Origin of the sequence: Mediterraneibacter agrestimuris, assembly GCF_943193195.1 — a bacterium.
Taxonomy (GTDB): Bacteria; Bacillota; Clostridia; order Lachnospirales; family Lachnospiraceae; genus Schaedlerella; species Schaedlerella agrestimuris.
Genome location: NZ_CALPDG010000018.1, coordinates 32,992 through 58,333 on the forward strand (window position 1 = coordinate 32,992; position 25,342 = coordinate 58,333).

The 25,342-nt window shown below is 42.2% G+C and carries 16 protein-coding genes; 1 reads left to right on the forward strand and 15 read right to left on the reverse strand.

Annotation, left to right across the window (positions count from 1 at the left end; all coding sequences use genetic code 11):
* Positions 1–50 precede the first annotated feature (50 nt).
* On the reverse strand, positions 51–2,816 hold the full coding sequence (locus tag NFS18_RS10235; RefSeq protein ID WP_251389949.1) for a family 78 glycoside hydrolase catalytic domain: 2,766 nt from the start codon (positions 2,814–2,816) through the stop codon (positions 51–53).
* A gap of 266 nt (positions 2,817–3,082) precedes the next feature.
* On the opposite strand from NFS18_RS10235, the gene NFS18_RS10240 reads away from it, so the two are divergent.
* Positions 3,083–4,312, forward strand: coding sequence for a helix-turn-helix domain-containing protein (locus NFS18_RS10240; protein WP_251389950.1), 1,230 nt, complete (start codon positions 3,083–3,085; stop codon positions 4,310–4,312).
* Between the two features lie 102 nt (positions 4,313–4,414).
* Here the strand turns inward: NFS18_RS10240 and NFS18_RS10245 are convergent, their stop codons facing one another.
* From NFS18_RS10245 to leuC, 14 genes are all read right to left on the reverse strand, one after another.
* The gene (locus tag NFS18_RS10245) at positions 4,415–5,803 is read right to left on the reverse strand and encodes an MFS transporter (RefSeq protein WP_251389951.1); all 1,389 of its coding nucleotides are present in this window, start codon (positions 5,801–5,803) and stop codon (positions 4,415–4,417) included.
* 26 nt (positions 5,804–5,829) lie between these two features.
* Positions 5,830–8,100 (reverse strand): glycoside hydrolase family 3 C-terminal domain-containing protein, encoded by a 2,271-nt coding sequence (locus tag NFS18_RS10250; RefSeq protein WP_251389952.1) that lies wholly within the window; start codon positions 8,098–8,100, stop codon positions 5,830–5,832.
* Between the two features lie 92 nt (positions 8,101–8,192).
* The gene (locus NFS18_RS10255) at positions 8,193–10,976 is read right to left on the reverse strand and encodes an alpha-L-rhamnosidase (RefSeq protein ID WP_251389953.1); all 2,784 of its coding nucleotides are present in this window, start codon (positions 10,974–10,976) and stop codon (positions 8,193–8,195) included.
* A gap of 253 nt (positions 10,977–11,229) precedes the next feature.
* On the reverse strand, positions 11,230–13,482 hold the full coding sequence (locus NFS18_RS10260; RefSeq protein ID WP_251389954.1) for a glycoside hydrolase family 3 C-terminal domain-containing protein: 2,253 nt from the start codon (positions 13,480–13,482) through the stop codon (positions 11,230–11,232).
* Complete coding sequence (locus tag NFS18_RS10265; protein WP_251389955.1) at positions 13,479–14,861, reverse strand: MFS transporter; 1,383 nt, start codon at positions 14,859–14,861, stop codon at positions 13,479–13,481. The genes NFS18_RS10260 and NFS18_RS10265 overlap by 4 nt, the downstream gene beginning before the upstream one ends.
* Positions 14,862–14,875: 14 nt before the next feature.
* Positions 14,876–15,436, reverse strand: coding sequence for an alpha/beta hydrolase-fold protein (locus NFS18_RS10270; protein ID WP_251389956.1), 561 nt, complete (start codon positions 15,434–15,436; stop codon positions 14,876–14,878).
* Between the two features lies 1 nt (position 15,437).
* Entirely contained in the window at positions 15,438–16,232 is a 795-nt protein-coding gene (locus NFS18_RS10275) for an alpha/beta hydrolase (RefSeq protein ID WP_251389957.1), read from the reverse strand.
* Positions 16,233–16,438: 206 nt separating this feature from the next.
* Positions 16,439–18,889: an AraC family transcriptional regulator gene (locus NFS18_RS10280; RefSeq protein WP_251389958.1), complete on the reverse strand. Its 2,451-nt coding sequence runs from the start codon at positions 18,887–18,889 to the stop codon at positions 16,439–16,441.
* A 125-nt stretch (positions 18,890–19,014) separates the two neighbouring features.
* Positions 19,015–20,619 (reverse strand): phosphoenolpyruvate carboxykinase (ATP), encoded by a 1,605-nt coding sequence (gene pckA, locus NFS18_RS10285; protein WP_251389959.1) that lies wholly within the window; start codon positions 20,617–20,619, stop codon positions 19,015–19,017.
* A 394-nt stretch (positions 20,620–21,013) separates the two neighbouring features.
* Positions 21,014–21,403 carry a cytidine deaminase gene (locus NFS18_RS10290; protein ID WP_251389960.1) on the reverse strand — a complete coding sequence of 130 codons (390 nt, stop codon included), beginning with the start codon at positions 21,401–21,403 and terminating at the stop codon, positions 21,014–21,016.
* A gap of 160 nt (positions 21,404–21,563) precedes the next feature.
* Entirely contained in the window at positions 21,564–21,911 is a 348-nt protein-coding gene (locus NFS18_RS10295; protein ID WP_251389961.1) for a hypothetical protein, read from the reverse strand.
* A gap of 3 nt (positions 21,912–21,914) precedes the next feature.
* Positions 21,915–23,408, reverse strand: coding sequence for a threonine synthase (gene thrC, locus NFS18_RS10300; protein ID WP_251389962.1), 1,494 nt, complete (start codon positions 23,406–23,408; stop codon positions 21,915–21,917).
* Positions 23,409–23,475: 67 nt separating this feature from the next.
* The gene (gene leuD, locus NFS18_RS10305; RefSeq protein WP_251389963.1) at positions 23,476–23,970 is read right to left on the reverse strand and encodes a 3-isopropylmalate dehydratase small subunit; all 495 of its coding nucleotides are present in this window, start codon (positions 23,968–23,970) and stop codon (positions 23,476–23,478) included.
* The gene (gene leuC / locus NFS18_RS10310; RefSeq protein WP_251389964.1) at positions 23,967–25,244 is read right to left on the reverse strand and encodes a 3-isopropylmalate dehydratase large subunit; all 1,278 of its coding nucleotides are present in this window, start codon (positions 25,242–25,244) and stop codon (positions 23,967–23,969) included. Before leuC ends, leuD begins: the two co-directional genes overlap by 4 nt.
* Between the last annotated feature and the right edge of the window lie 98 nt (positions 25,245–25,342).

Here is a 25,342-nt window from a genome sequence, read left to right on the forward strand (position 1 = left end):
TCCATAAGTCTGTAATTTTCCGATATAAATTCGTTTCATTTTGCCACTTTTCACACCTCATTCAGAGCCTTCACCACTGCTTCATACAACGGTCTTGCTTCCGGCGCAACTCCCAGCATCTCTGAAAGTGTCATTTTCTTTGCCATAGCCAGCATCGGATTATCCAGCATTCCCGGAACCATCTGATTGAGCATCTCCACCGCCAACGGCTGTGCCAAAATCTCTTCCAGTGTACTGTCCAGACTGAACCGCTCATATGCCAGACTGGTTTTGGTTTCATATTCGTATTCATATATGCCGGAGCCAACCGTAAACACATCTTCTTTCTCCGGCAAATGAATTTCAGCCGTTGTATTTGCCGGAACTCTCACATATCCATGAATCCTTCCATCTTTACAGCTCCATTTACTTTCAATCTTACCATATACAGACTCAAATTCAACTTCTGCTTCTTCAATTCCTTTCACAAACATCGGCTGTACTTTGAACTTTTTATATCCCGGTTTCAGTTGACTCACACCTGCAACCTTCCGGTACATCCAGTCTCCGATAGAACCATAGGCATAATGGTTCAGCGAGTTCATTCCTGACACATCAAAGCTTCCGTCCGGCATAATAGAATTCCACCGTTCCCATATAGTTGTTGCTCCCATATTCACAGCATAGAGCCATGACGGATAATCTTCTTTCATAAAAATAGTTCCCGCAAGTTCATGTTCTCCGTTTTCAGATAATGCATGACACAGATACGGTGTTCCCACAAATCCGGTGGCAAGATGATTCTTGTGATTTTCAATATTTGTTTTCAAGGTCTGCAAAATACGGCCTCTGTCTTTTTCTCTCGCCAGATTAAAATACAAAGATAAAATTGCTCCCGTCTGCGTCTCGCTGACAATTCGTCCGGTATTCGTATAGTATTCCTGGCGGAATGCTTCCAGCGTTGTATCATATAGTTTTTGATATTTTACTGTATCCTCCTGAAGTTCTAATACTTCTGCTGTCTGTTTCACCAAATCTGTCACATAAAGATAATATGCATTGGCTATCATATATTTGTCTGTTGCACCGGTTCTGTCCGCGCTTTCCTCCTTGTCCAGAGCCAGCCAGTCGCCATACTGGAATCCAGTCTGCCACAGTCTGTTTTCCCCACACTGACTTTGGATATAATCTACCCATTCATGCATACATTTCCAATTTTCTTCCAGAATGCGCCTATCACCATAAGTCTGGTATACAACCCAAGGTACAATGACCGCCACATCACTCCAGGCAGAAGAACTGTACTGTCCCAGAATATCCGGTACTACATGCGGTACACCTTTTTCCAGTGAAGATTCTGCGGACACATCCCGCATCCATTTACGGAAGAATAGCGCTGTATTCCGATTAAATGCCGCGGTCCATGAGAAAATCTGTGCATCTCCGGTCCATCCGAGACGCTCATCCCGCTGCGGACAATCAGTTGGAATATCGAGGAAGTTTCCTCTTTGCCCCCATGTAATGTTGCTTTGTAATTGATTCACTTTTCCATTGGAACAGTGAAAGTCACCCAGTTTTTCCATATCGGAATGCATAACACAGGCGGTAAACTGGTCTAACATTAATTCATCCAATCCCTCCACGCAGATATAGCGGAAACCGTGGAAGGTAAAGTGCGGAAGAAATACCTGCTCCTCGCCGTTACAGATATATGTATCCACCGATCTTGCCTGACGTAGTGTATCGGGGTAGAAATTACCATCCTTATCCAATACTTCTGCATGACGGATTGCAATCTTCTGTCCTTTCCTGCCTTGAACCTTCACTTCTACAACACCTGTCAGATTCTGCCCGAAGTCCACCAGCTTTTCTCCCTTTGGAGTGACAATCAGTTTCTTTGCCGGAATTCTTTCGGTGATACGAACCGGCTCGTTTTCCTGTGCAGTCAGAGTATGTTTATCAAAATCCATAACGGAAACTGCCCCTGTCTTAACTTCACACAATTCTCCCTCTGCACTTCCTATATTTTTTATATATCCGGCTACACTGACTGTCGTATCAATTGTCTCACCCATGTAGATCTCACTGTAACAAACTTCGCCCGTCCGAACCTTCCAAGTCTCATCCGTACAGATAACCGCTCTGCCTCCGTCTTCATATTCCATATGTATTTCCGCAAATGCACCAACCTTATCACCGTATATATCCGGCGTCAGCATAAAGCCGAAGATTCCTTTATACCAGCCGTTTCCGACCATGACCTCAATCTCATTCTCTTCCTGAAGCATTGCGGTAATATCATAAATCTGATATTGCAGGCGATGATGATAACTTGTCCATCCCGGTGTCATCCGGTCCTCTCCAATGCGCTTTCCATTCAGATATGCCTCATACACACCTCTGGATGTGATATAAATTCTGGCTTTCCTTAGTTTTCTATTTGTTGCAAATGTTTTTGAGAAAATCGGACATGCAGTCTCTTCCTCTGGAAAGTTATGCGTAATCATATTTGCCTGAAATGTTTCAGGTTGAAAAATCCCTGTCTCAAAAGACATCTCTCCAACCGCTGTGTTCCCATGGTTATCCATTATTTCCACTGTCACTTCATAAGCAGTCTCATCTTTCAATTCTACTCCCGCATAAGCAATCAGTACCGATTCCTCACTTTCTTCCTTACTTTCCCAAACAATCGTTTCACCGTCCTTTACCACAATGCGATAAGACTGTTGTACCGTATCCTTCTCCTCCCCTTCCAGCTTCCAAGAAAACCTCGGACGCTTCTCTGTAATTCCGATCGGATTTACTCTGTACTCTGTTCTCAAATCATAAAGCTTCATATTACATCTTCCTCCTTATTTTTGCAAATGTAATTTCTATATTTGTTTTCACTTTTTAGCATAATCATCCAGCCTTGCACCAAAACTATTATTATTTTCCCATCACACATTTTTACGGAGTTTGCAGCAAGTGCAACCTCCTATGCTGAACTGTTACATTAATTTTACTTTTAACGCTTTTATTTTTATTGCAGATTTGTTCGATTTCTTTTATAATTTAACTGTAACTTAAATAATTCGTATTTATAATTAAATGGAGAGAATGGATGACTTCCTTACAAGAAATCAAAGACTTTTGTTACTTGAATCATCTGGATTCGGGCATTCCAATTTATATTTATCAAAAAGATCTGTTAATACAGGCTTTCCCTGCCCAGTCTTCCTGCACCTGTCCACCTAAGCAGTATATCGAACAGCTTTCGGATATGTCTGACACTATTGCACACATTTCCACTTCATATGGAGCTTCTTTTGCTGCTGTAAGATCAAAAGACTTACCCGGGCTTTTGATTATTTTAGGTCCCGCAAATTATATTCCCTTTACTGACACTGATTTTCATGCCATGTATGTGGATTATGTGGTTGTAAAAGAAGAACGTACAGAATTTAAGAACTTCTTCCAGCTTGTTCCGCCGATTGCTTTAAACGGTCTTTTGTCAAAGGCTGCCGTTTTTAATTATTTTCTAAACCGTGAAATATACTCTCATTTTGACTTAATGGATTCTGCAGGAAATTCTGATTCCTCCGCAAAGTTCGAAAAACAGACAGAAGCTGTCTATCAACAGAAAGAAGATTTCCAACATAATAATTCCTATGAGATCGAATCTATGGTTCTTCATTTTGTAGAATCAGGAGATGTGGAAGGCCTAAAGAATATGACATTACAGCCCTCTGTCGTTCGCTCCGGTACAATTGCGCCAAACCAGCTCCGCCAAATAAAAAATCTGCATATCATTATGACTGCTCTTGCAACACGCTGTGCAATTTCCAGCGGCGTGGATGCAGATGATGCCTTTCAGATGTCCGATTTATACATTCAGACTGCTGAAAATCTAAATGATCCTTCTGCTGTCCAGAACCTGAATTATCAAATGCTTCTGTCATTTACGAAAAAAGTAAAAGACAGACTTATTCCGAGTACCTCGGATGAAGCGCTGCAGCGGGCAATCCGCTATGTTCTTCAACATATCAACTGCCCGATCACAGCCGCTGAGGTGGCTGACCATGTAGGATTCAGCCGTTCTTATTTTTCTACCTATTTTAAGGAACAGCTTGGCTTCACACTCAGCGCATTTATCCTGCGCTGCAAATTAGAAGAAGGAAAACATCTGCTGCAGTTTACAGATAAACCACTCAGCATTATCAGCAATTATCTGTGTTTCTCCAGTCAGAGCCATTTCCAGACCGCTTTTAAGAAACAGTATCATGTCACTCCTCTTCAATTCCGAAAGCAGCCGGAGCTTTATGGACGCGGACTTCTGGAAAATGAACGATAGTGAAATACTTCATTTTATTATTATCAATCCCATTCTCTTTAAACACACTTGCGGCAGGAGCAGAAATCTCTCTTTTCCATCTCCTGCCGCAATTTTTATGTCTCACTGCACTTTGCGTTTTGCTATTTCTTCTCTAAGCTGAGGAAGTCTCTTCTCCAGATCAAACTTCATACTCATTACAAACAGGACAGCAAACATTGCCGCCGGAATGTAAATGGAAAATGCGAAGATTGCCTGTTTTGTAGCCTCTGTAGCTGCCGTCATTGTAGCATCGTATGCTGCCAGTGACAGACACCAGCCAATAACAGATGCTCCGATGCCGCTTCCGACTTTTCCCCCGAAACCGGATGCCGCCTGAGAAGAAGCTACCATTTTCTTGCCATATTTATATTCATTATAATCAATAGACATTGCCGTCAAAACCCCCATCAGGCACATCATCGGAATATTGGCAAATGTACCGATGCATCCCATTCCTACATTGAATACAAAATGATATGGGTTGATAATTCTGATAATGGTACAAACCGTTCCAAGTGCAAAAGATACCTTCAATGTCTTTGTAACGCCAAGCCGTTTGATCATAGGTCCTACCAGAATAAATCCGATCAACGTCGGAATTAAACCTACAGCGCCCATAATTCCCATTAAGTTATCGTTTCCATAAATCCATTTTGCATAATATGCGCCGGACGCCCCATTGATGCCATACAGAACATTGGTTATAAAATTCATAATCAAAATCATGACCCAGTACTTATTATGAAATAGTTTAACAATTGCTTCTTTAAATGGAACAGCTTCTTCCGCTTTCTCTTTTTTCTGCACATCTGTCTCACCCTGAATGGTTTCTTTACTTGTCTTATAACAAAGCAAAAATGCCAAAATTACAAGCGCGCCTGCGATAGCTCCGAATTTAATCCATGCGCTCTGTGTACCGCCCAGCATATTGGTAATCGGGATGATCGCAACTGCAATGATCATGCCGGAAACATATCCTGCCGCTGCACGCCATGTCCCCATTCTGCCCCGCTCTTCCTGGCTGTTTGTACGAACAATCATCAAAGACGAATATGGAATGCATACTGCTGTATAAGCAACTGCTGTAAATAACAGGTTCGTTATTAATAAGTAAGCAATCTGCAAACCGGAACTTCCTTTTGGTACAGTAAACATCAATAACGTGAGAATACCCGCTGGGATACCTGCTTTTAAAAGCCACGGTCTGTATTTTTCTTTTCCCGGTTTTGTATGATCTACGATATTTCCCATGATCAAATCTGTAAATGCATCAATAATCTTACAGATCATCAAAACTGTAGCAACTGCGCCTGCCGCCACGCCTACTTTATCTGTATAAAAGTAGGTCATCTGTCCGATCAGTCCGCTCATCGCATTCAATGCGAACTGTCCCAGCGAATCCCCCAGAAAATCTCTTCTGCGCATTGTCCGCTGTACTCCAAACTTGTCTTTTCCTAACTCCTTCGCCATTTTTGTTTCCTCACTTTCCTTTTCTCTTATTGATTCACCGCCGCCAAAATCTGCTCCAGCGCCTCTCTCGTCATTCCCGGTACAAAACTTAATAACTGCCGAAGCGGCATATCATTCATCATGGCTGCCATCATCTCTGCACTCACCGCTCCTGATGTATCCTGATTTGCCTCTGCCATCTCTGCCGCCTGCTGGTTTCCGGACATCATCTGACCAAATACAGCTTTTGCTTTCTCATCCCGCATCAGTTCCCCCATACAGGTATTTAATGTGTAAGTTTTCTTTATCTTTCTGGTTCCTTCCACCAGAATTGAAGCATAGAGCAATACTTCTTCTGCATTTTTGCCAACCTGAATCTCATAAATGCCGCTTTCTACATACCAGTCATGTAAATCTGTATTCCAGTAGGCAAATGCCCTTGCGTCCAGTTCAAAAGTTACCGTCTTCTTCTCTCCCGGTGCAAGCTCGATCTTATCAAATGCTCTCAGCTCTTTTACCGGACGAACCACTTCGGTCTCTCCTGGAGCCACATAAATCTGAACGACTTCTTTTCCGGCACAATTTCCGGTATTTTCCACATCAACGGAAACTGTGAGAACTTCATTATCCGTCATATCAGTTTTATCAATCTTCATATTGCTGTATGTAAACGTCGTATAGGAGAGTCCATAGCCAAACGGGAAGAGTACTTCTTGTTTCTTGCTCGTATAATAACGGTATCCCACAAACACGCCTTCACTATATACAGCTTCATCCACACCTTTTCCATAGGTCAGATAACATGGCGTATCTTCCAGACGAAGCGGAAATGTCTCTGCCAGTCTTCCGCTCGGGTTTACATTACCATATAGAACGTTAACGACCGCTCTTCCCACTGCCTGACCTCCCAGATAAGCCTCTACGATTCCCTTTACCTGATTTTTCCACGGCATTGCCACCGGAGAACCATTGTGCAGTACGACAATCGTATTTTTCTGAATTTTGCAGATGTTCTCGATCAATACGTTCTGACAGTTCGGAAGGTTAAGATGCCTCCGATCGTATCCTTCCGATTCAAAGTTATCCGGCAATCCTGCAAAAACAACAACAACCTCAGCTTCCTCTGCAATGCGAACCGCTTCATTCTGCAGCTCTTCATTTACTTCATCAACAACATCATCAAATCCTTTTGCATATGTCACTTCTGCAACATTCTTGACTGCCTCAACCGCGGACTCAACTTTCCAGCTGTTGATATGAGAACTTCCACCCCCCTGATATCTCGGTGTTTCCGCATATTTCCCGATAAACGCAACTTTCTTCTCCTTTGCAAGTGGAAGTACTTGATCCTCATTCTTCAAAAGTACAATACACTCACACTCCGTCTCTGCAGCCACTTCATGATCCTTCTCATAATCCAAAACCACATTCTGCTGACGGTTTTCCGTAAATTTGAATATAATATTTAAAATTCTTTCACATGTTTTATCCACAACCGTCTCGTCCAGACTTCCATTCTGGACTGCTTTCACGATCAGCGCATCGTTGATTCCCCCAGAGGCAGGCATTTCCAGATCCATACCGGCTTTCAATGCTTCTACCCGGTCATTGACTGCACCCCAGTCAGACATCACGTATCCGTCAAAGCCCCATTCGTTACGCAGAATATCTGTCAGATACTCTCTGCTTTCTCCCACATAAGTTCCGTTAATACGGTTATAAGAATTCATAACCGTCCAAGGCTTTGCCTGCTTAACAGCGCCTTCAAATGCAGCCAGATAGATTTCCCGAAGCGTCCGTTCATCCACCTGGGAGGAATTGGTCATACGGCGTTTCTCCTGATTATTCGCAAGAAAATGTTTCATACTGGTTCCCACATTCTGACTCTGAATTCCTTCTGTCAATGCCGCTGCCATCTCAGACGCTACAAGCGGATCCTCGGAATAATATTCAAAGTTACGGCCGCATAGCGGGGAACGCTTGATATTCATCGCCGGTCCGAGAATAGTGCTAACCCCTACCGCCTGACATTCCCGTCCGATTGCCTCTCCAAGTTTTTTCAATAAGTTTCTGTCAAAACTGGATGCCGTTGCACATCCCGTAGGAAAACACACCGCCTCTTTACTCTCATTGATTCCCAAATGGTCAGCCTGCTCACTCTGCATGCGAAGTCCATGTGGTCCGTCTGTCACCATAACAGACGGTATACCCAGACGTTCCACTCCTTTTAGACGCCAGAAATCGGCGCCGGAACACATCCCCGCTTTTTCTTCCAAAGTCATTTGAGCAATCAGATTTTGAATATCCTCTTTCTTCATTCCACTTTTCCTCTCCTTCTGTCCTTTGATTCATTTGATGATATTATTTTACATAATTCAGATAATATTGAATTTTATTTTTGTTCTTTATATTATATTTTTGTTTTTATTTTAAATCTTCCGCTTCCTAAATTTTTCTCATTTCCATCCGGAAGTGTCAGAACTGCCTCCGTATTCACCGGCACATTTCCGCTGATAGTGATACCCTCTTTTTCCTTTTTCCAATGTAATGCGATATCCCCATGTACGCTGTGATATGTTCCTTCTGTCCAATCCAATGGGAAATCATATCCCGGCTCCAAGCGAATCTTGTCGTACCCGATTCCCATATTTTGAATTCCAAGTACTCTTCTGTATAGAAAGTCTCCCACGCACCCGAATGCATAATGATTAAATGAACATCCGTCCACCTGTCCGTCCGGTCTCACGGCATCCCAATTCTCCCACATCGTTGTTGCGCCATGTTCTATCTCATATATCCACCCCGGACAGCCGTTCTGAGTCAACACTTTCCATGCCAGTTCACGATATCCATAATCACAAAGTATATCTAAAATATGTGCCACAGACATAAATCCGGTATCCGGCTTATTTTCGTTTTCTTTAACCATCTGCGCCAGGCATCCAGCAAGCTTTTCTTCTAATCTCTCCGGTACCATATGATGCTTCAGCGCCAAAATATAATTTCCCTGCATTTCTTGTTTTAGTCTGCCGTTTTCATCACAAAGTTCTTCATAAAATGCTTTCCGAACCCGTTTTGCATATCGCCGATATTCCTCTGCTTTTTCCTGCTTATCAAGAATGATTGAAATCTCGGAAAGCATGTCTGCATTGGCAGCAAGAAGAGCCGTATCTACTACGTTCATCGTTAGGAAAGAGGATGCCGGACCGTCAGAAAATCCTGCCTCATTCTTTACACTCGGCACAAGCCAGTCACCAAAATGGAAGCCTGTATTGATCAGATAATGCTGATTATCCTGATGTCTGTCTTCTGTGTCAGTTCCATCGAGATTGACTGATGTTTCTGTGCCAAACGGTAACTGCCCCGGAACATCATATGCCGCTTTCTGCATTGCCTTCATCCATTTTTCCATGGATGCATAATTATCCTCCAGTACCTTTCTATTTCCGAATACCCGATATAACTGTAGCGGTAATGTCAGTATGACATCTCCCCATCCAAGAGACCCTGCCATCGTCTGCTGCACATAGTTTTGAATCAGCGGAACCGTATTTAACACATGTCCGGCTTCATTCTGCTCTCGCCTGATACTTTCCAGCCAATCTTCAAAGAATGCCGTCATCTCCTGATTATAAAGAGCAGTTGCGCCATATACTACCACATCACCTGTCCATCCAGCCTTCTCCCGGGTCGGACAGTCGGTCGGTATGCCAATTGTGTTGGAGCGCTGGCTCCAGTAAATATTGTGCTGAAGCTGATTCAGTTTCTCATCCGAACACTGAAAGCTTCCGGTTACCGGATTGGCGGTGCTGATTGCTTTTGCCGTAAACTGCTCCGGCCTCCAGTTCTCTCCGCCTGTTACCCGTACATACCGAAATCCATGATAAGTAAACTCTGGTTCAAATATTTGGTTTTTTTCTCCCGCACTGATATATACATCTTTCTGAGCGCGGGTCATATCCGTAAATGCATAAGTAAAGTTTCCTTCCGCATCTAATGTCTCTCCATGTTCAAAGCTGATTTCCTCGCCTTCTTTTGCGGATATCTCTACCCTGATGATACCTGCCATATTCTGACCGAAATCTACCACATTCTCTCCCTTTGGAGTTGTCAGAATTTCTTTTGCAGGAATCTCCTCATAAACTTCGATTTCCGGTGCATTCTGTGCCGTCAGAATGTCAAAATTATATTGATCCCTTTTTGCAGTAATTACCGACTTCCAGTTTTCTGCCTGATAGAAAACCTCCGATGGATCTCCATCATATTTTCGGTCATCCACACATTCTCCTAGGAATAAATCTGCATACCGGATCGGACCGTCAAAAGAATAAGTAAATGCATGATCTGAACAAATCTGCACCTTAGTTCCATCTGTATTCCAGACTTCCATCTGCATCAATAATCCCGGTACTTCTCCGTATTCACATCCTTTTCCCAAAGCAATTTTTCCTTTATACCAGCCGTCCGCCACCGTTATGGAAAGCGCATTTGCTCCATCTTTGAGAAAATCTGTGATATCATATGCCTGATATTTCAGACGTTTTTCATAGGTTGTAAATCCCGGCGCAAGTAAAGTTCCCGGCACTTTTTGTCCATTGACAGAAAGACTGTAAATTCCGTGTGCTGTCATAAACACTTTTGCATATTCTGGTTTCTCTTTCAACTCAAATGTTCTGCGAAAACGCACCGGTGGATCATAAGGTTCCATTGGTAATGTCTCCCAAATATCACTGTCCAGATAATATTTGGGCTGTTCTCCGCGCATCATCGCCATCAAGCAGTCATTCCATATTGTCTGCGCTTTCGGAAGTGGATTCTCCGGAAGCTGCGGAAGCGGTTCGGGTTCAATCCAACAGGCTTTCCAGCCGCTCGTTTGAAAATAAGCCGTTTCAAACCGCCGCACTTCGCTCATTACAGTATTTCCATGATTATCCCATATCTGAATATGATAAGTGTACCGTTCCGCAGATTCTAACTCTGCGCCTTCGTACACAATATCATATGTATGATTACTTTCTCTTCGTCCGCTGTCCCAGATCAGTTCCCCTTTTAAACCTCGGACGAAAATCTGATATGCTGTCTGGACAGTATTCGATTCACCTGATTCCAATTGCCATGAAAATCTCGGATACTGCGTTTCAATTGCCAGTGGGATCATTTGATGCTCACAAGTAATGTGTGTGATTTTTAACATGATAACTTCTCCTCTTGATATTGTAGTTATACGAATAATCTTTTAAGAGAAGTATAAAAGATATTAAGCAAGAAATATTATAGATTTGTTGTTTTTATTTTAAAATTGTTCTTTCCCTCTTAGAACAAAGTGGGCAAGTCCGCCTCACCCCCCTATATCAAAAAAAGTTCCAAAGATTAAATGCTGATAAGCAGCTTTCTTTGGAACTCTTTTTTAATTGCAGACTATTACATAACAAATATTTTACTTTCAATCAAGCAGTTTCATTACAATGTTTTAATACATCTGCCATCATTTCTCCTGTAAAATGTCCGCCTGAAAGCATCATCAGCCACCTCAGCGGTGTTGTCTCATACATATTCTGCAAAAACTCCGGTTCATCTGCAAAAACAGGATACCCTTCTTCCTCACATTGCTTCATGTATTGTGCCAATCTGATCCTGCCTTCCTCACATTTGGATATCTCCGCAAGAGTACTGTTTTTATCATAATGTATCCTGCAAACCGCATCTTTCTCTATTGTCACTTTTTCCCGAATCCTTATGTCCGCCGATGAAGATGCAGCTAAGATTTCATATGTTCCGGGCTCTGTCTGCCAGCTTTGTGCAGGAACATCATAATATTGAAATGCTCTTTCTGTAAGTTTCAAAGAGACCATCTTTTTTTCTCCAGGCAAGAGCCATACCTTTTGAAATCCTTTTAACTCTTTTTCCGGTCTGATAATCTTCGATCCCGTTTTCTGAACATAGATTTGAACAATCTCTGCCCCCGTGGTCTCTCCCGTATTTTCGATATCTACACTGACTGCCATACCCTCGTCTTCTTTCATAACCTGTAAATTACTATATTTAAAAGATGTATAACTCAGTCCATGGCCAAACGGAAACAGTGGCTTCACTTTCTTTTTTTCATAGTATCTATATCCCACAAAAATCCCTTCTGTATATCGGCTTTCTTTATTCATAACAGGGAAACTCATATAGGAAGGAGTGTCTTCCAGTCTCTTAGGAAATGTCTCTGCCAATTTACCGGAAGGATTCACTTTTCCATATAGAATATCAGCCACAGCTCCCCCTGCTGCCTCTCCCGCCAGATATCCCTCCAGAATTCCCTCCACTTCATCTACAAACGGCATTTCTACAGGTGCTCCGTTGCAAAGTACTACAATCACGGCAGAATGTATTTCGGTCATATACTGAATCAGTTTAAGTTGGTTATCAGGAAGCTTTAATGATATCTTGTCACAGCCTTCCAATTCCATATTTTCCGGTATACCGGCAACAATTACAACCTTGTCACATTGTACTGATACTTCCGCCGCCTCTTTTAGCAGTTCTTCATCCTCTGTGCAATCCGTCAGACTATATCCCCTCGCGTACATAAGCTCTGGCTGATACTTCCGCAATTCTTCTAATGTATTTTCCAGATGTCTCGGATTTACCTTAGAACTCCCGCTTCCCTGATATCGGATTTTCATAGCCAGATCTCCCAGAACTGCTGTTTTCTCATCTGTAGATAACGGAAGTACAGCTCTTTCATTTTTCAGAAGCACCATACACTCTCCCGCAATTTTTCTTGCAAAATCGTGATGTTCTGTGATACCTTTACTTACAAGGTCCTGCCTGGACTTTCTGCTTTCCAGCAGATGATTACTCAGCCTGAGTACCCTTCCGACTGCTTCATCCAATTCTTCCATACAGATTGTCCCGTTTTTTACAGCCTCTAACAATTTCAGATCATTTTCTGTTCCACAACCCGGCATTTCCAAATCCAGACCTGCTTTTAAAGATTCTTCTTTGATATTCACCGCTCCCCAGTCTGAAACGACAGTTCCTTCATATCCCCACTCTTCCTTCAAGATATTCTTCAGAAGCCATTTATTTTCAGATGTATAGGTGCCGTTCAGCTTATTATACGAACACATAACAGTCCACGGTTTCGCTTCCTTTATAATCTGCTCAAAGCATGCCAGATATAACTCCCGCAAGGTCCGCTCGTCTACAATTGAATCTGCTACCAGACGTTCTGTTTCTTGGTTATTTGCAGCAAAATGCTTAACCGAAACTCCGATGCCGTTTTTTTGTACACCATTCACATACCCAATTGCCAACTGCGAAGTCAGATAAGGATCCTCTGAAAAATATTCAAAATTTCTTCCTCCTAACGGACTCCGTTTGAGGTTTACTCCCGGCCCAAGCAATATATCAATCCCTGCCTCATGGCACTCCTCTGCAAGGACCTTGCCTAATTGTTCCATCAAATCCCCGTCCCATGAACATGCCAACGCACACGCTGCCGGAAAAGAGGTTGCCGGTTCACTTTCATTCATTCCAAGATGGTCGGATGACTTCGTCTGTTTCCGCAGCCCGTTGGGACCATCCGTCATCATAAAAGACGGAAGTCCTATCTTGCAGTTTTCTTTGGTAGTCCAAAAATCTGCTCCGGAAAGCAATGCCACTTTTTCCTCAACTGTTAGTAATTCCAATGCTTCTGCAATACTGATCATAATTCTGTGCTTCCTTTCAATTCCCTTCCCTTTGCCTCACGTATCCTTAACTCCTCCATGATCTTCGGATACTCTTTATCCAGTTTATAAAATGCAAGACATAAAATCTGTAAAACCGCCGCTGCTATCGGCACAAAAAGATACATTCCCGATATTGCGGAAATTGCACTGTCCGGCTGAACCGCCTGCATTCCGTCAAATAAGTTTGCACTTAAGATAGCTCCTACGATCGCACTTCCAATACCAGCTCCTGCTTTAGCTCCGAAAGTAGATGCACTATACAACAATCCTTCTGTTCTGACACCTGTCTTCCACTCACCATATTCCACCGTATCCGCCATCATTGCATATAACACTGCCCAGAATGGAACTGTTCCAATTCCTTTCACTGTCGTTGAGATCACAATCATAGTCAGACTATCCGGCTGGATCAGCATCATAAAACATCCAATTAATGTGATAACACATCCGGCAACAGCCAGAACCTTTTTTCCAAATTTTTTGATCAACGGCGCCATAAGCGGTATTCCGATTACACATGGAAGATTCAGGGCGATGTTAATCGGTCCCATCAAAGTCTCGTCTCCAAGAATATACTGCGCATAATATACCGTTGTAGTTCCGCTGAATGTCGTATTTACTGCATATAAAAGCCATACACCGATCAACATCAGCCAGTACTTATTTTTCATAACTGCCTTCAGCGCTGTCTTAACCGGAACTTTTTCCTGCTGTCCCAATTCTTCCGTCACTCGTTCTCTTGTACATTTAAAACAAATCAGAAACATTGCGACTGCCAGAGAAGCATAAACTGTCATTGTTTTAATCCACGCTGCCTGATCTCCGCCCAGTCCGTTAATGATCGGCAGCGTAACAGAAGTAATTACCATTGTTGCCAGCATTGCCATTGTCATACGCCAGATATTGATTACAGACCGCTGATACTGGTCGCGTGTCATCAATGTGTTCAGTGCTCCATAAGGAACATTAATGGCCGTATAACATACTGTCATAACTAAATTGTAGGTAATGAATGCATATATAATCTTCACTAACATACTTGCGTTTCTCGGAACACAAACCAAAAGCACACAACAGATTCCAAATGGAACTGCCATCCACAACAGCCATGGACGCGCCTTCCCATATTTACTTCTTGTCCTGTCTATTAAAAATCCAATCAGCACGTCTGTAATGCCGTCAAATATCTGGGAAAACAATAAAATTGCTCCTGCAGCCGCCGCTGATATACCAACTGTATTTGTGTAAAAATATGTAATCAGCGAACATGCCAGCGCAAATATTAAATTACTCGCAAAATCACCCAGACTATATGCAAACTTTTCACCAATTCCTACTTTTTCTGCTGCTTCCTTCATGTCTCTTTCCTCCTCTACGAATTATGATAAATATTTCTGTTGAACGGAAGCATCTGAAACATTCCTTCCAATTCCCGATCCCATTCCTTCCACATACTCCAATTATTCTTTTGATTTACTTCTTTTTGCTCCCCCCTGATTTGCATTACTTTTCCAAATATCTCCGGAAATTCTTCCTTCCAGCGCAGCACCCCGCAGCCGCCTTGTTCAACACCTGCTGCAAAACGGTCCTCTTTCCGTGACGAAAGTGGAAAATAAAATTCTGCAACTTCCATACATTCCTTCGTTAAATATGTCCAGTACCTTCCTGTCACGCCATCCTCATATTTTCCGCCTTCAATATACGGCATCACAACTGCCGCCTGATTCTCCATCGCATACCGTTCAACTGAAGTATTTTTTATCCAGTCTGTACTGCTGTGCCCTTTTCCGTGAAGCAAATAAACAGTTTGAAACCCCTTTACAGACAGTAGTTCTTCCCTGCTATAAAAAATATCAGGCTCAGGTATGATGACATCCATACTGACTGTCCTGCTTAAAATTTCTGAATAAAAACTGCACTGTATCCAAGCCATACTAACACTCCCTCTCTTTCTCTATCCACTCCAGAAATCTCTGAATGCTCTCATTCCAGAACGGCCAGTTATGATCTCCTTCCCATTCTTCATAAAAAACCGGAAGTCTGTATTCTTTTGCCGTATTTTTGAATGATTGATTTTGTCCATACAAGAAATCTGCTGTTCCACAGCTCTGATAAATTCTCGGCATCTCTTCTGACCGATTCTCAAAGCTTTTTAAAAGTGCCGCCGGATCTGCATCTGTACCTTTTAATACACCTGTGTCACGCACTCCAAATGCACGCTCCATCATGTCCCCTGTTGCCTCATCATCCATAAAGCCAACTTCTGTATTTGTCATAGAAGTAATATCCACTGCCCCTGAAAATGTTCCGATAGCAGAAAAGATTTTCGGATTTCTCAATCCAATTCTTACTGCTCCGTAACCTCCCATAGACAGCCCTGCCAAATATGTATCCTCTCTTCTGTCAGAAAGTGGAAACAGCGCCCTTGTATACGCTGCCAGCTCCTTTGCAACAAAAGTATAATACGCATATCCATTTGGCATGTTATTATAAAAACTCAAACCTGCCTCCGGCATTACCACCGCAATTCCTTTCTCTTCTGCAAACCGTGCAATACTGGTAAACCGTAACCAATTTGAATAATTGTCAGATGCACCATGTAATAAATACAAGGTTGGAAACTTCTTTTTTTTCTTTCTGATGTCTGCGGCTGCTTCCGGCAAAATAACATTTATATCTGTTGTCATACCAAGGGCATCCGAACCAATTGAGCAATGAATAAGAGCCATCTCTCGTTCCTCCTTTGTTTTTGTTAAACCTATTATATTTTTTTCGTCAATATAAAAATAGATTATTTGCAATCCTGACTTTTGTATTTTTTCGATATTTTTTACCCAAACAAATCATTATTTTCATTAATATAATATAAAGTGTTGTTTTTCACTACTATTTTTCATGATAAAGATAATTTTCTTATATTTTAAAAGACGGATTCTTAAATTGAATCCGCCTTTTCAAGTATAATCAGCTTTACACTGTTTGGTTGTAACAAAAACTCTGACTGTATCTCGTCTGTATCATCCTGTTCCCTGCAATGATATAATGGAAGCGCACATTTTTGCAGATATCCTATTTCATCTGCTGTAAGAATAACAGGTGCTCCCAAGTTCTTCCATAGATCATATGCACTTCCTCCCTTTTCGCTGATTTCATATTCTTTAATTTTTATTCTGCCCCACCCAGACAGTCCCATAATATTCATTCTGTATTGTATAGACTCACCAGGCAGGAACGCCCCGCTTCTATGTGTCCTGTCCACTCCATTCATATGTCTGTACCGATATAGCTTATTAAAATGAACATAATTATATAAAATAATCTGAACTTCCCCTGTTCTTTTCTTCGTAATAAAGTATCCGTCTCCCTTTCCCAGCAGCCTTTCCCCCAGACCAGACAAGAACTTCAAACAATAATAACCGCTTTTTTTAATATTATGGCAGGTAAATAATCCGAATCCACCATGAAACTCTTCCTGTTCAGGCACAACTTCTTCAATATAGTCACTGATCTCCCAATACCCAAATGCCCCTGCACGGTCATAATTCTCCAGAATATTCTTTGCCATATATGCTGCCTTAAAGCTCGTATCATTTGTCAAATCTCTCTGCCACATCGTAGAGTTCCATTCCACAAAAACAATTTCCGGAATAAATCCATTTATTTTCTTATGATACTGTTCCAGATAATCCAGCAGATGTCCCATATAATCTTCATCACTGCTTGTCACACGTGACAGTACCTCCGATTTTTCTATCAGGATAATACTGTCTCCTGTTTCTTTTTCATTCATTTTAGAAGGGTAACAGTCTATGGCAATAAAGTCCGGGAAACACTCATTTTCTGCCGCATACTGGATAAACCTGTCATAGTTTCCATTTTCCTCCAGGACATAATATGACTCCATTGCAGGTCCCCCTACCTGAAGTTTTGGACTGATTTCTTTCAATACCCGCCATGTCCTTCCATAAAGCTCCATGTATTCATCCATTGTATACTGTCCATATTCAGAAAAGCCAACCGGTCCCGACCATGGCAGAAACCGCCACTTCTCAACCTCTTCCATACCATATCTATGAATACAATGAACCGTCAGTTTCCGGACCAGCTCCTCCCATCTTCTCATGTCATTCGGCATACTCAGATACACGGGTCTGGCGAACAAATTTCTGGAAGGCTTGGCAAGCGCAGAAGGCATAAAGCTCAATTCCACATAAGGCTTTAACTTTATAGAAAGGAAAAAATCAAACAACATATCCAGGTATTTAAAATTATACACTGCTTTTCCGTCTTCGCATTCCGAATAAATCATCATATCATCATCAAGCAGACCATGAAAATGGATATATTCAAATCCTATCTCATCCTGAATAATTTTCAATTGATTCTGTATAACTGCAGATAAACCTTCTTTCGCAAATCCGATGTTCACCAGTTTTTTCCATTTATGCTGCAGACGTTTCCCCTTTACCTGCACATTAACGGCTATCTGCTGTGCCCGTACACGTTCTTTGATTCCGTGCTCCCGTTCATCCTGCTTTTCTGCATATTTCAAAAGCTCCTCAAAAACTTCTGTCTTTCCATCCTTGAACACATCTTGCCTGATTTGTTTTCTGTAATTCCGCGGAGATACCTTGTATTGCCCTTGAAATTTTTTTATAAATTGTGTAGAGTCCCCAAACCCACACCGCCCCGCAATCTCTGTAACAGACAGCTTCGTATCTCTCAACATCTTTTCCGCTGCTTTTAACCGTACCTGATTCAAATACTGATTAAAACCGATACCTGTCTTCTGATGAAAATAGCGTGACAGATAATTCACAGAGAGATATTCCTCCTGCGCAATCTGCTTCAATGTAACACTTTCTCCATAATCCCGGTGAATACGTCCAAGTATGCGGCGCAGACGGTGAAGAGGCTCTTCTGTTTTGCTTTCCCTTTCAAGAGTTTCCACCACAAATTCCCGTTTCATACAATATAACAGACGGTATAGATAACTCTGCACTAATAAATTGTTTTCATTTCCATCTTTTACACAAACCAAAAACAGTTCTGCCAACAGCTTTCTCAATTCAGTAAAAGCGTCCTTATGCCTTTCCTCTTGCAAATCTGAACTGCAAAACACTTCTTCTCCCGCATGAAGCTCCAGACATCTCTGTGCGTTTTCCGGAAATATGATTTTTAATACATCACATTCCGCTTCCTTCTCTAACTGATATAACGTATACGGGTTAAGTAACCACAAATTTCCTTGCTGCATCGGCTTCTTTTCGCCTTGACATTCAAATATACATGTTCCTCTGAGAACCAACAGCATTGTCATCCGGTCACTCCAGTGAAACAACTCCTCATTTTCATCATTTAAAATAAACTTTATCTGATTGTCCATCTGTATTTCACCTATATACCCTTTTTCTATCTCCGATCTGTGCTTCATGCAATACATAGTTTCTTTAATACAACAATCGGATGTGTTTACACACACCCGATTGAAAATGACATATCTTTTTGATCTTACAGCTGAGGACCTGCGGAAACAAGTGCCTTACCAGCCTCATTACTTTCATATTTTGCAAAGTTCTTGATAAATCTTCCAGCAAGGTCTTTTGCCTTTTCTTCCCACTCAGCAGCATCTGCATAAGTGTCGCGCGGATCAAGAATACCTGTATCTACTCCAGGAAGCTCTGTAGGAACTTCAATATTGAAATACGGAATCTTCTTAGTAGGAGCATTGTTGATATCACCGTTCAGGATCGCGTCAATGATACCACGTGTATCCTTAATGGAAATACGCTTGCCAGTTCCATTCCATCCTGTATTTACAAGGTAAGCCTTCGCACCGTTTGCCTGCATTCTCTTAACGAGTTCTTCTGCATATTTTGTCGGATGAAGCTCAAGGAACGCCTGTCCGAAACATGCTGAGAATGTCGGTGTAGGCTCTGTAATTCCACGCTCTGTACCAGCCAGTTTAGCTGTAAATCCAGACAGGAAGTAGTACTCTGTCTGTTCCGGCGTCAGGATAGATACCGGCGGAAGTACTCCAAATGCATCTGCTGACAGGAAGATTACATTCTTAGCTGCCGGAGCTGCGGAAACCGGACGTACAATTTTCTCAATGTGGTCGATCGGATAAGATACACGTGTATTCTCTGTTACACTCTTATCGTCAAAGTCAATCTTACCGTTCTCATCCAGAGTTACGTTCTCAAGAAGAGCGTTTCTCTTAATTGCGTTGTAGATATCCGGCTCAGACTCTTTGTCAAGGTTGATTACCTTAGCGTAGCATCCACCCTCAAAGTTGAATACTCCGTTGTCATCCCAGCCGTGCTCATCATCACCGATCAAAAGACGCTTCGGATCTGTAGACAATGTTGTTTTACCTGTTCCAGAAAGACCAAAGAAGATTGCTGTGTTCTCTCCGTTCATATCTGTGTTTGCAGAACAGTGCATGGAAGCAATGCCCTTCAGCGGCAGATAGTAGTTCATCATGGAGAACATACCTTTCTTCATCTCTCCGCCGTACCATGTATTCAGGATAACCTGCTCGCGGCTTGTAATGTTGAACATAGAAGTTGTCTCTGAGTTCAGTCCCAGCTCTTTGTAGTTCTCAACCTTAGCCTTTGAAGCGTTGTAAACAACGAAATCCGGCTCAAAGTTCTCAAGCTCTTCTGCTGTCGGCTGGATAAACATATTTTTAACAAAATGTGCCTGCCAAGCTACTTCCACAATAAAACGGATTGCCATACGGGTATCAGCATTAGTTCCGCAGAATGCGTCTACAACAAACAGTCTCTTGTCAGAAAGCTCTTTGATCGCGATATCTTTACATGTATCCCATGCTTCCTGGGATGCCGGATGGTTATCATTCTTATACTCGTCAGAAGTCCACCATACAGTATCCTTTGAATTCTCGTCCATAACGATGAACTTATCTTTCGGGGAACGTCCGGTATAGATACCTGTCATAACGTTAACCGCACCAAGCTCACTTTCCTGACCCTTTTCAAAACCTTCCAGTTCCGGTTTGGTTTCTTCTTCAAATAACAGCTCAAAAGAAGGATTGTAAACAATCTCTGTGGTTCCTGTGATACCATACTTTGTTAAATCAATTTTTGCCATCTTAGTTTAACCTCTTTCCTTAAAATTTAATGTGGATAACCGACTCTCTTTCGGTTTCCTTCTAACGAAGTGGAATTCTCCAACTTTCTCTAAATACTAATTATACACAAATCATCCCTAAAGTCAACACTTTTACTGAAAGATATATCTCTACTTAATTCATTTATTTCCTTAATAATCATTAAAATTGTATAAAATATAGCCAAAAATGCAAGTTTTTTATATTTATCTTGCATTTTTGACCTTGTTTTTTATATTTTCTTTCAGATTTCAGGGGTTTTTTACTTTTTTTTGCAATTCATTTGTTAAAAATTTCACCATTGAAAAAATATTCCCCAGCTATATAAACACTGTTCTGACAATAGTTTCTCTCCCGGCAGCTCTGTTCCATCCCTCAGAACATCTTTGGAAGCAGTTCACACAGCTTCCAGACCTCTGTGTCTCCTTGCAAAGTTCCGCATACAATTTCAAATGTATCCGGGTCACAGAATTCTCCCATTACCTGGCGGCAGACACCACACGGATAACACAATTCCAGTTCTTCTTTCCCTCCTGCAATAGCGATTGCCGTAAATTCTCTTTTTCCTTCGGATACTGCCTTGAAAAAAGCGGTACGCTCCGCACAATTGGTAGGACCGTAAGCGCGGTTTTCAATATTGCACCCTGTAACTACCGTACCGTCTGCACATAGAATTGCCGCCCCTACTTTAAAACCAGAATAAGGACTGTATGACATTTCTCTTGCCTCGGCTGCCTGTTCTAATAAGATATCATAATCAATCATCTCTTCACCTCCATATTTTATCAAAGCTACTATATCCTTTACACATTTTAAAACTGCCGAACTACGCAGTTTACAAACATATCACTTACGTAATCCGGCAGTCACCTCTATTTCTCCATCATGAGTTCTTACAGCAAGTGCAAAATCCTATGCTGAATTGTTACGAAAAATATCTTTTTTTCAGTTTTGATGTATAGGCAAGATACCATACTAAGACAGCTAGAAATAATACCAGTCCTATCGCGTCTACAATTCCCAAAGGCTGTACAAAACAGTGAACAAAGTCAACAACTCCGTATATGACTGCTGTACACGCAAATACCAGTACCGCCGGAAGAGCTTCTTTTATAAAGCCTTCTTTGTCCTTGCATTTGTACTCATCATAGCTTCTTCCAAGCAGAAGAGCTTCATTAATCGGACCACCCTTTTTCATTTGGAAATAGGCATAAAAACCATATACGCCAAAACCGATTACCATAACACTTATAAATCCAAACATTTCTTCCATAGCTTACATCCCTGCCTTCAGAATTGCTTTTACTGTGCTCTTCATCTGATCCACATCACATTCCAAAGTATGACGAATCTCTGCATTCTGAATCTCCTTGATGGCATTCGGAACTTCCATTGCTGATGTCTTCTCCAACTCGTCAATCAATGCAAAATCATCCATGCCTGCATATTTTTCATCAATTGCTGTCATTACACTTCCTATAAACTTATATGGACTCGCCGTAGACGCAACAAGCATCTTCTTCTCATTTCCGGTTGTATTTTGGTATACTTTGCTGACATGTGCTGCTACTGCCGTATGTGTATCCATGACATAACCGGTAGACGCATAAGTATCATGAATCGCTGCCTTTGTCTCTTCTTCCGTCGCATATCCGCCTTCAAAGTCCGCCAGCTTCGCTTTCATGTCCTCTGTAATCTCATAGATGCCTGTTGTCTTCAGCGCTTCCATCAGCTCTCTGTCCTTATCCGCATCCTGTCCTGCAATCGTATAAATCAGTCTTTCCAGATTACTGGAAATTAAAATATCCATAGACGGAGAAGAAGTCAGGACAAACTCGCGGTTTCGGTCATATTTACCAGTCTTGAAAAAGTCAAACAATACCTTATTCTCATTGGAAGCACAAATCAGTTTTCCAATCGGTACCCCCATCTGCTTTGCATAATATGCCGCCAGAATATTCCCAAAATTGCCTGTCGGAACAGTCACATTGATTTCTTCACCTACAGCAATCTCTTCATTTTCCAGCAGTTTCGCATAAGCATATACATAATAGACAACCTGCGGTACGAGACGTCCGATATTGATAGAATTGGCAGAAGAAAACTGGTAACCGGCATCCGCAAGCTCTTTTTCCAGTTCCTTATCCTCAAACAATGCCTTAACGCCGCTCTGTGCGTTATCAAAATTGCCATGTATCGCAACAACTGCTGTGTTATCTCCTTTCTGTGTCACCATCTGAAGTTCCTGTACCTTACTGACTCCGTTCTTCGGATAGAACACAATGATCCTTGTCCCCGGCACATCTGCAAAACCTGCCAGTGCAGCCTTTCCTGTATCTCCTGATGTTGCCGTCAGAATCACGATATCATTTTTCACATTATTCTTCTTTGCCGCAGTTGTCAGAAGATGCGGAAGAATAGACAATGCCATATCCTTAAATGCAATCGTTGCTCCGTGGAACAGTTCCAGGTGATATGTATCCCCTACTTTAACAAGAGGCGCGATAACCTCTGTGTCAAACTTAGAATCATATGCGTTGTTGATACAATGTTTCAACTCTTCCTCCGTAAAGTCCGTCAGAAAATGCTTCATGACTGCATATGCAGTATCCTGATAAGACATAGATTTCAGTTCCGCCATTGTCACATCCAGTTTTGGAATCTCTACGGGAACAAACAGACCGCCGTCCTCCGCCAGACCTTTTAAAATTGCCTGAGAGGCAGTCACCGTATACTCTGCATTTCTTGTGCTCTTGTACAATAAATTCATTTTTCTATCCTCTTCATTCATTCTCTTGCCGAGGTTCCTGTACACAATGGAACTCCCGGTTACCCTTTTAATACCTGCGCTTACTGTTCGTATATTTCACCAGCCCGCCTGCCGCAATCAGCTTCTGCATAAATTCCGGGAACGGCTGACCCTGAAATTCAGTACCCTTGGTACGATTATATATCTTTCCGCTGTCAAAGTCCACCTCTACCTCATCTCCGGCTTCAATTCCTTTTGCAGCCTCTGGACATTCAATGATCGGCAGACCGATATTAATGGCATTTCTATAGAAAATTCTGGCAAAAGTCTCTGCAATAACACAGCTTACCCCAGCAGTCTTTAAACATAATGGCGCATGTTCTCTGGACGAACCACAGCCAAAATTTTTATTTGCCACGATCAAGTCTCCCTGCTGTACTTTATTCACGAACTCTGGATCAATATCTGCCATAGCATGGCTTGCCAGCTCCTGGGCATCAAATGAGTTCAAATATCTTGCTGGAATGATCACATCTGTATCTACATTATCTCCATATTTAAATACATGTCCCAACGCTTTCATGATCTGTCACCTACTTTCTCCGGATTTGCAATATATCCCGCAATCGCACTTGCCGCCGCTACTTCTGGAGACGCAAGATAAATCAGGGAATCCACATGTCCCATTCTGCCGACAAAGTTACGGTTAGTGGTAGAGACACACTTCTCACCTGCTGCCATAACGCCCATATGCCCTCCCATACACGGTCCGCAGCTCGGTGTGTTGACCGCGCATCCTGCATCCACAAAGATATCCAGCAGTCCTTCTGCAATACACTGCTTGTAAATCTTCTGGGTTGCCGGAATCACCATTACACGTACATCCTCATGTACAGTGTGACCTTTTAAGATTGACGCCGCCTTACGCATATCTTCCATACGGCCGTTTGTACAGGAACCAATGACTACCTGATTGATCTGAATTGGCTTCATCGCCTCGATCTCGTCTATCGTCCTGGCATTGCCCGGAAGATGCGGAAACGCAACCGTCGGACGCACCTGTGATAAATCGATCTCTACAACCTCATCATACTCTGCGTCTTCATCCGCTGTATAAATCTTATACTCTTTCTTTGTATGCTCTTTTAGATACTGTTCTGCCTTTTCATCTACCGGAAAGATTCCGTTCTTGGCTCCGGCCTCGATTGCCATATTTGCCATTGTAAAACGGTCGTCCATAGACAGATTCACAATACCGTCTCCGACAAACTCCATAGATTTATAAAGTGCGCCGTCCACGCCAATCCTTCCAATGATGTGAATAATCACGTCCTTACCGCTCACATACGGTCCCGGTTTACCTGTCAGCACAAACTTAATTGCACTCGGCACCTTGAACCACAATTCACCCGTTGCCATACCTGTTGCAATATCTGTCGTTCCCACTCCTGTAGAAAATGCTCCCAAAGCCCCATATGTACATGTATGAGAATCTGCCCCGATAATACACTCTCCCGCGGCTACTACACCGGCTTCCGGAAGAATCGCATGTTCTACACCAGACTTCCCCTGTTCAAAATACCAGGTCAGTCCCTGTTCTCTGGCAAATTCACGGATAGATTTAGAGTTTTCCGCTGATTTGATGTCTTTATTCGGTGTAAAATGGTCCGGCACCAGAACAACCTTATCCTTATCAAATACCGTTTCTGCCATCTCTCTGAAAATCGGCAGAGCCATCGGTCCGGTAATATCATTTGCCATCACCACATCCAGCTTCGCTTCTATCAACTGACCCGCCACTACAGAATCAAGTCCCGCATGAGCCGCCAATATTTTCTGCGTCATTGTCATTCCCATTGTGACACCCTCCTTATGTTTAAAAATCTCTGTTTGACATTTTACCACAATAAAGTAAGAAAGAAAAGGGGCAGATTAGGTTCTCATCACATTTTCAG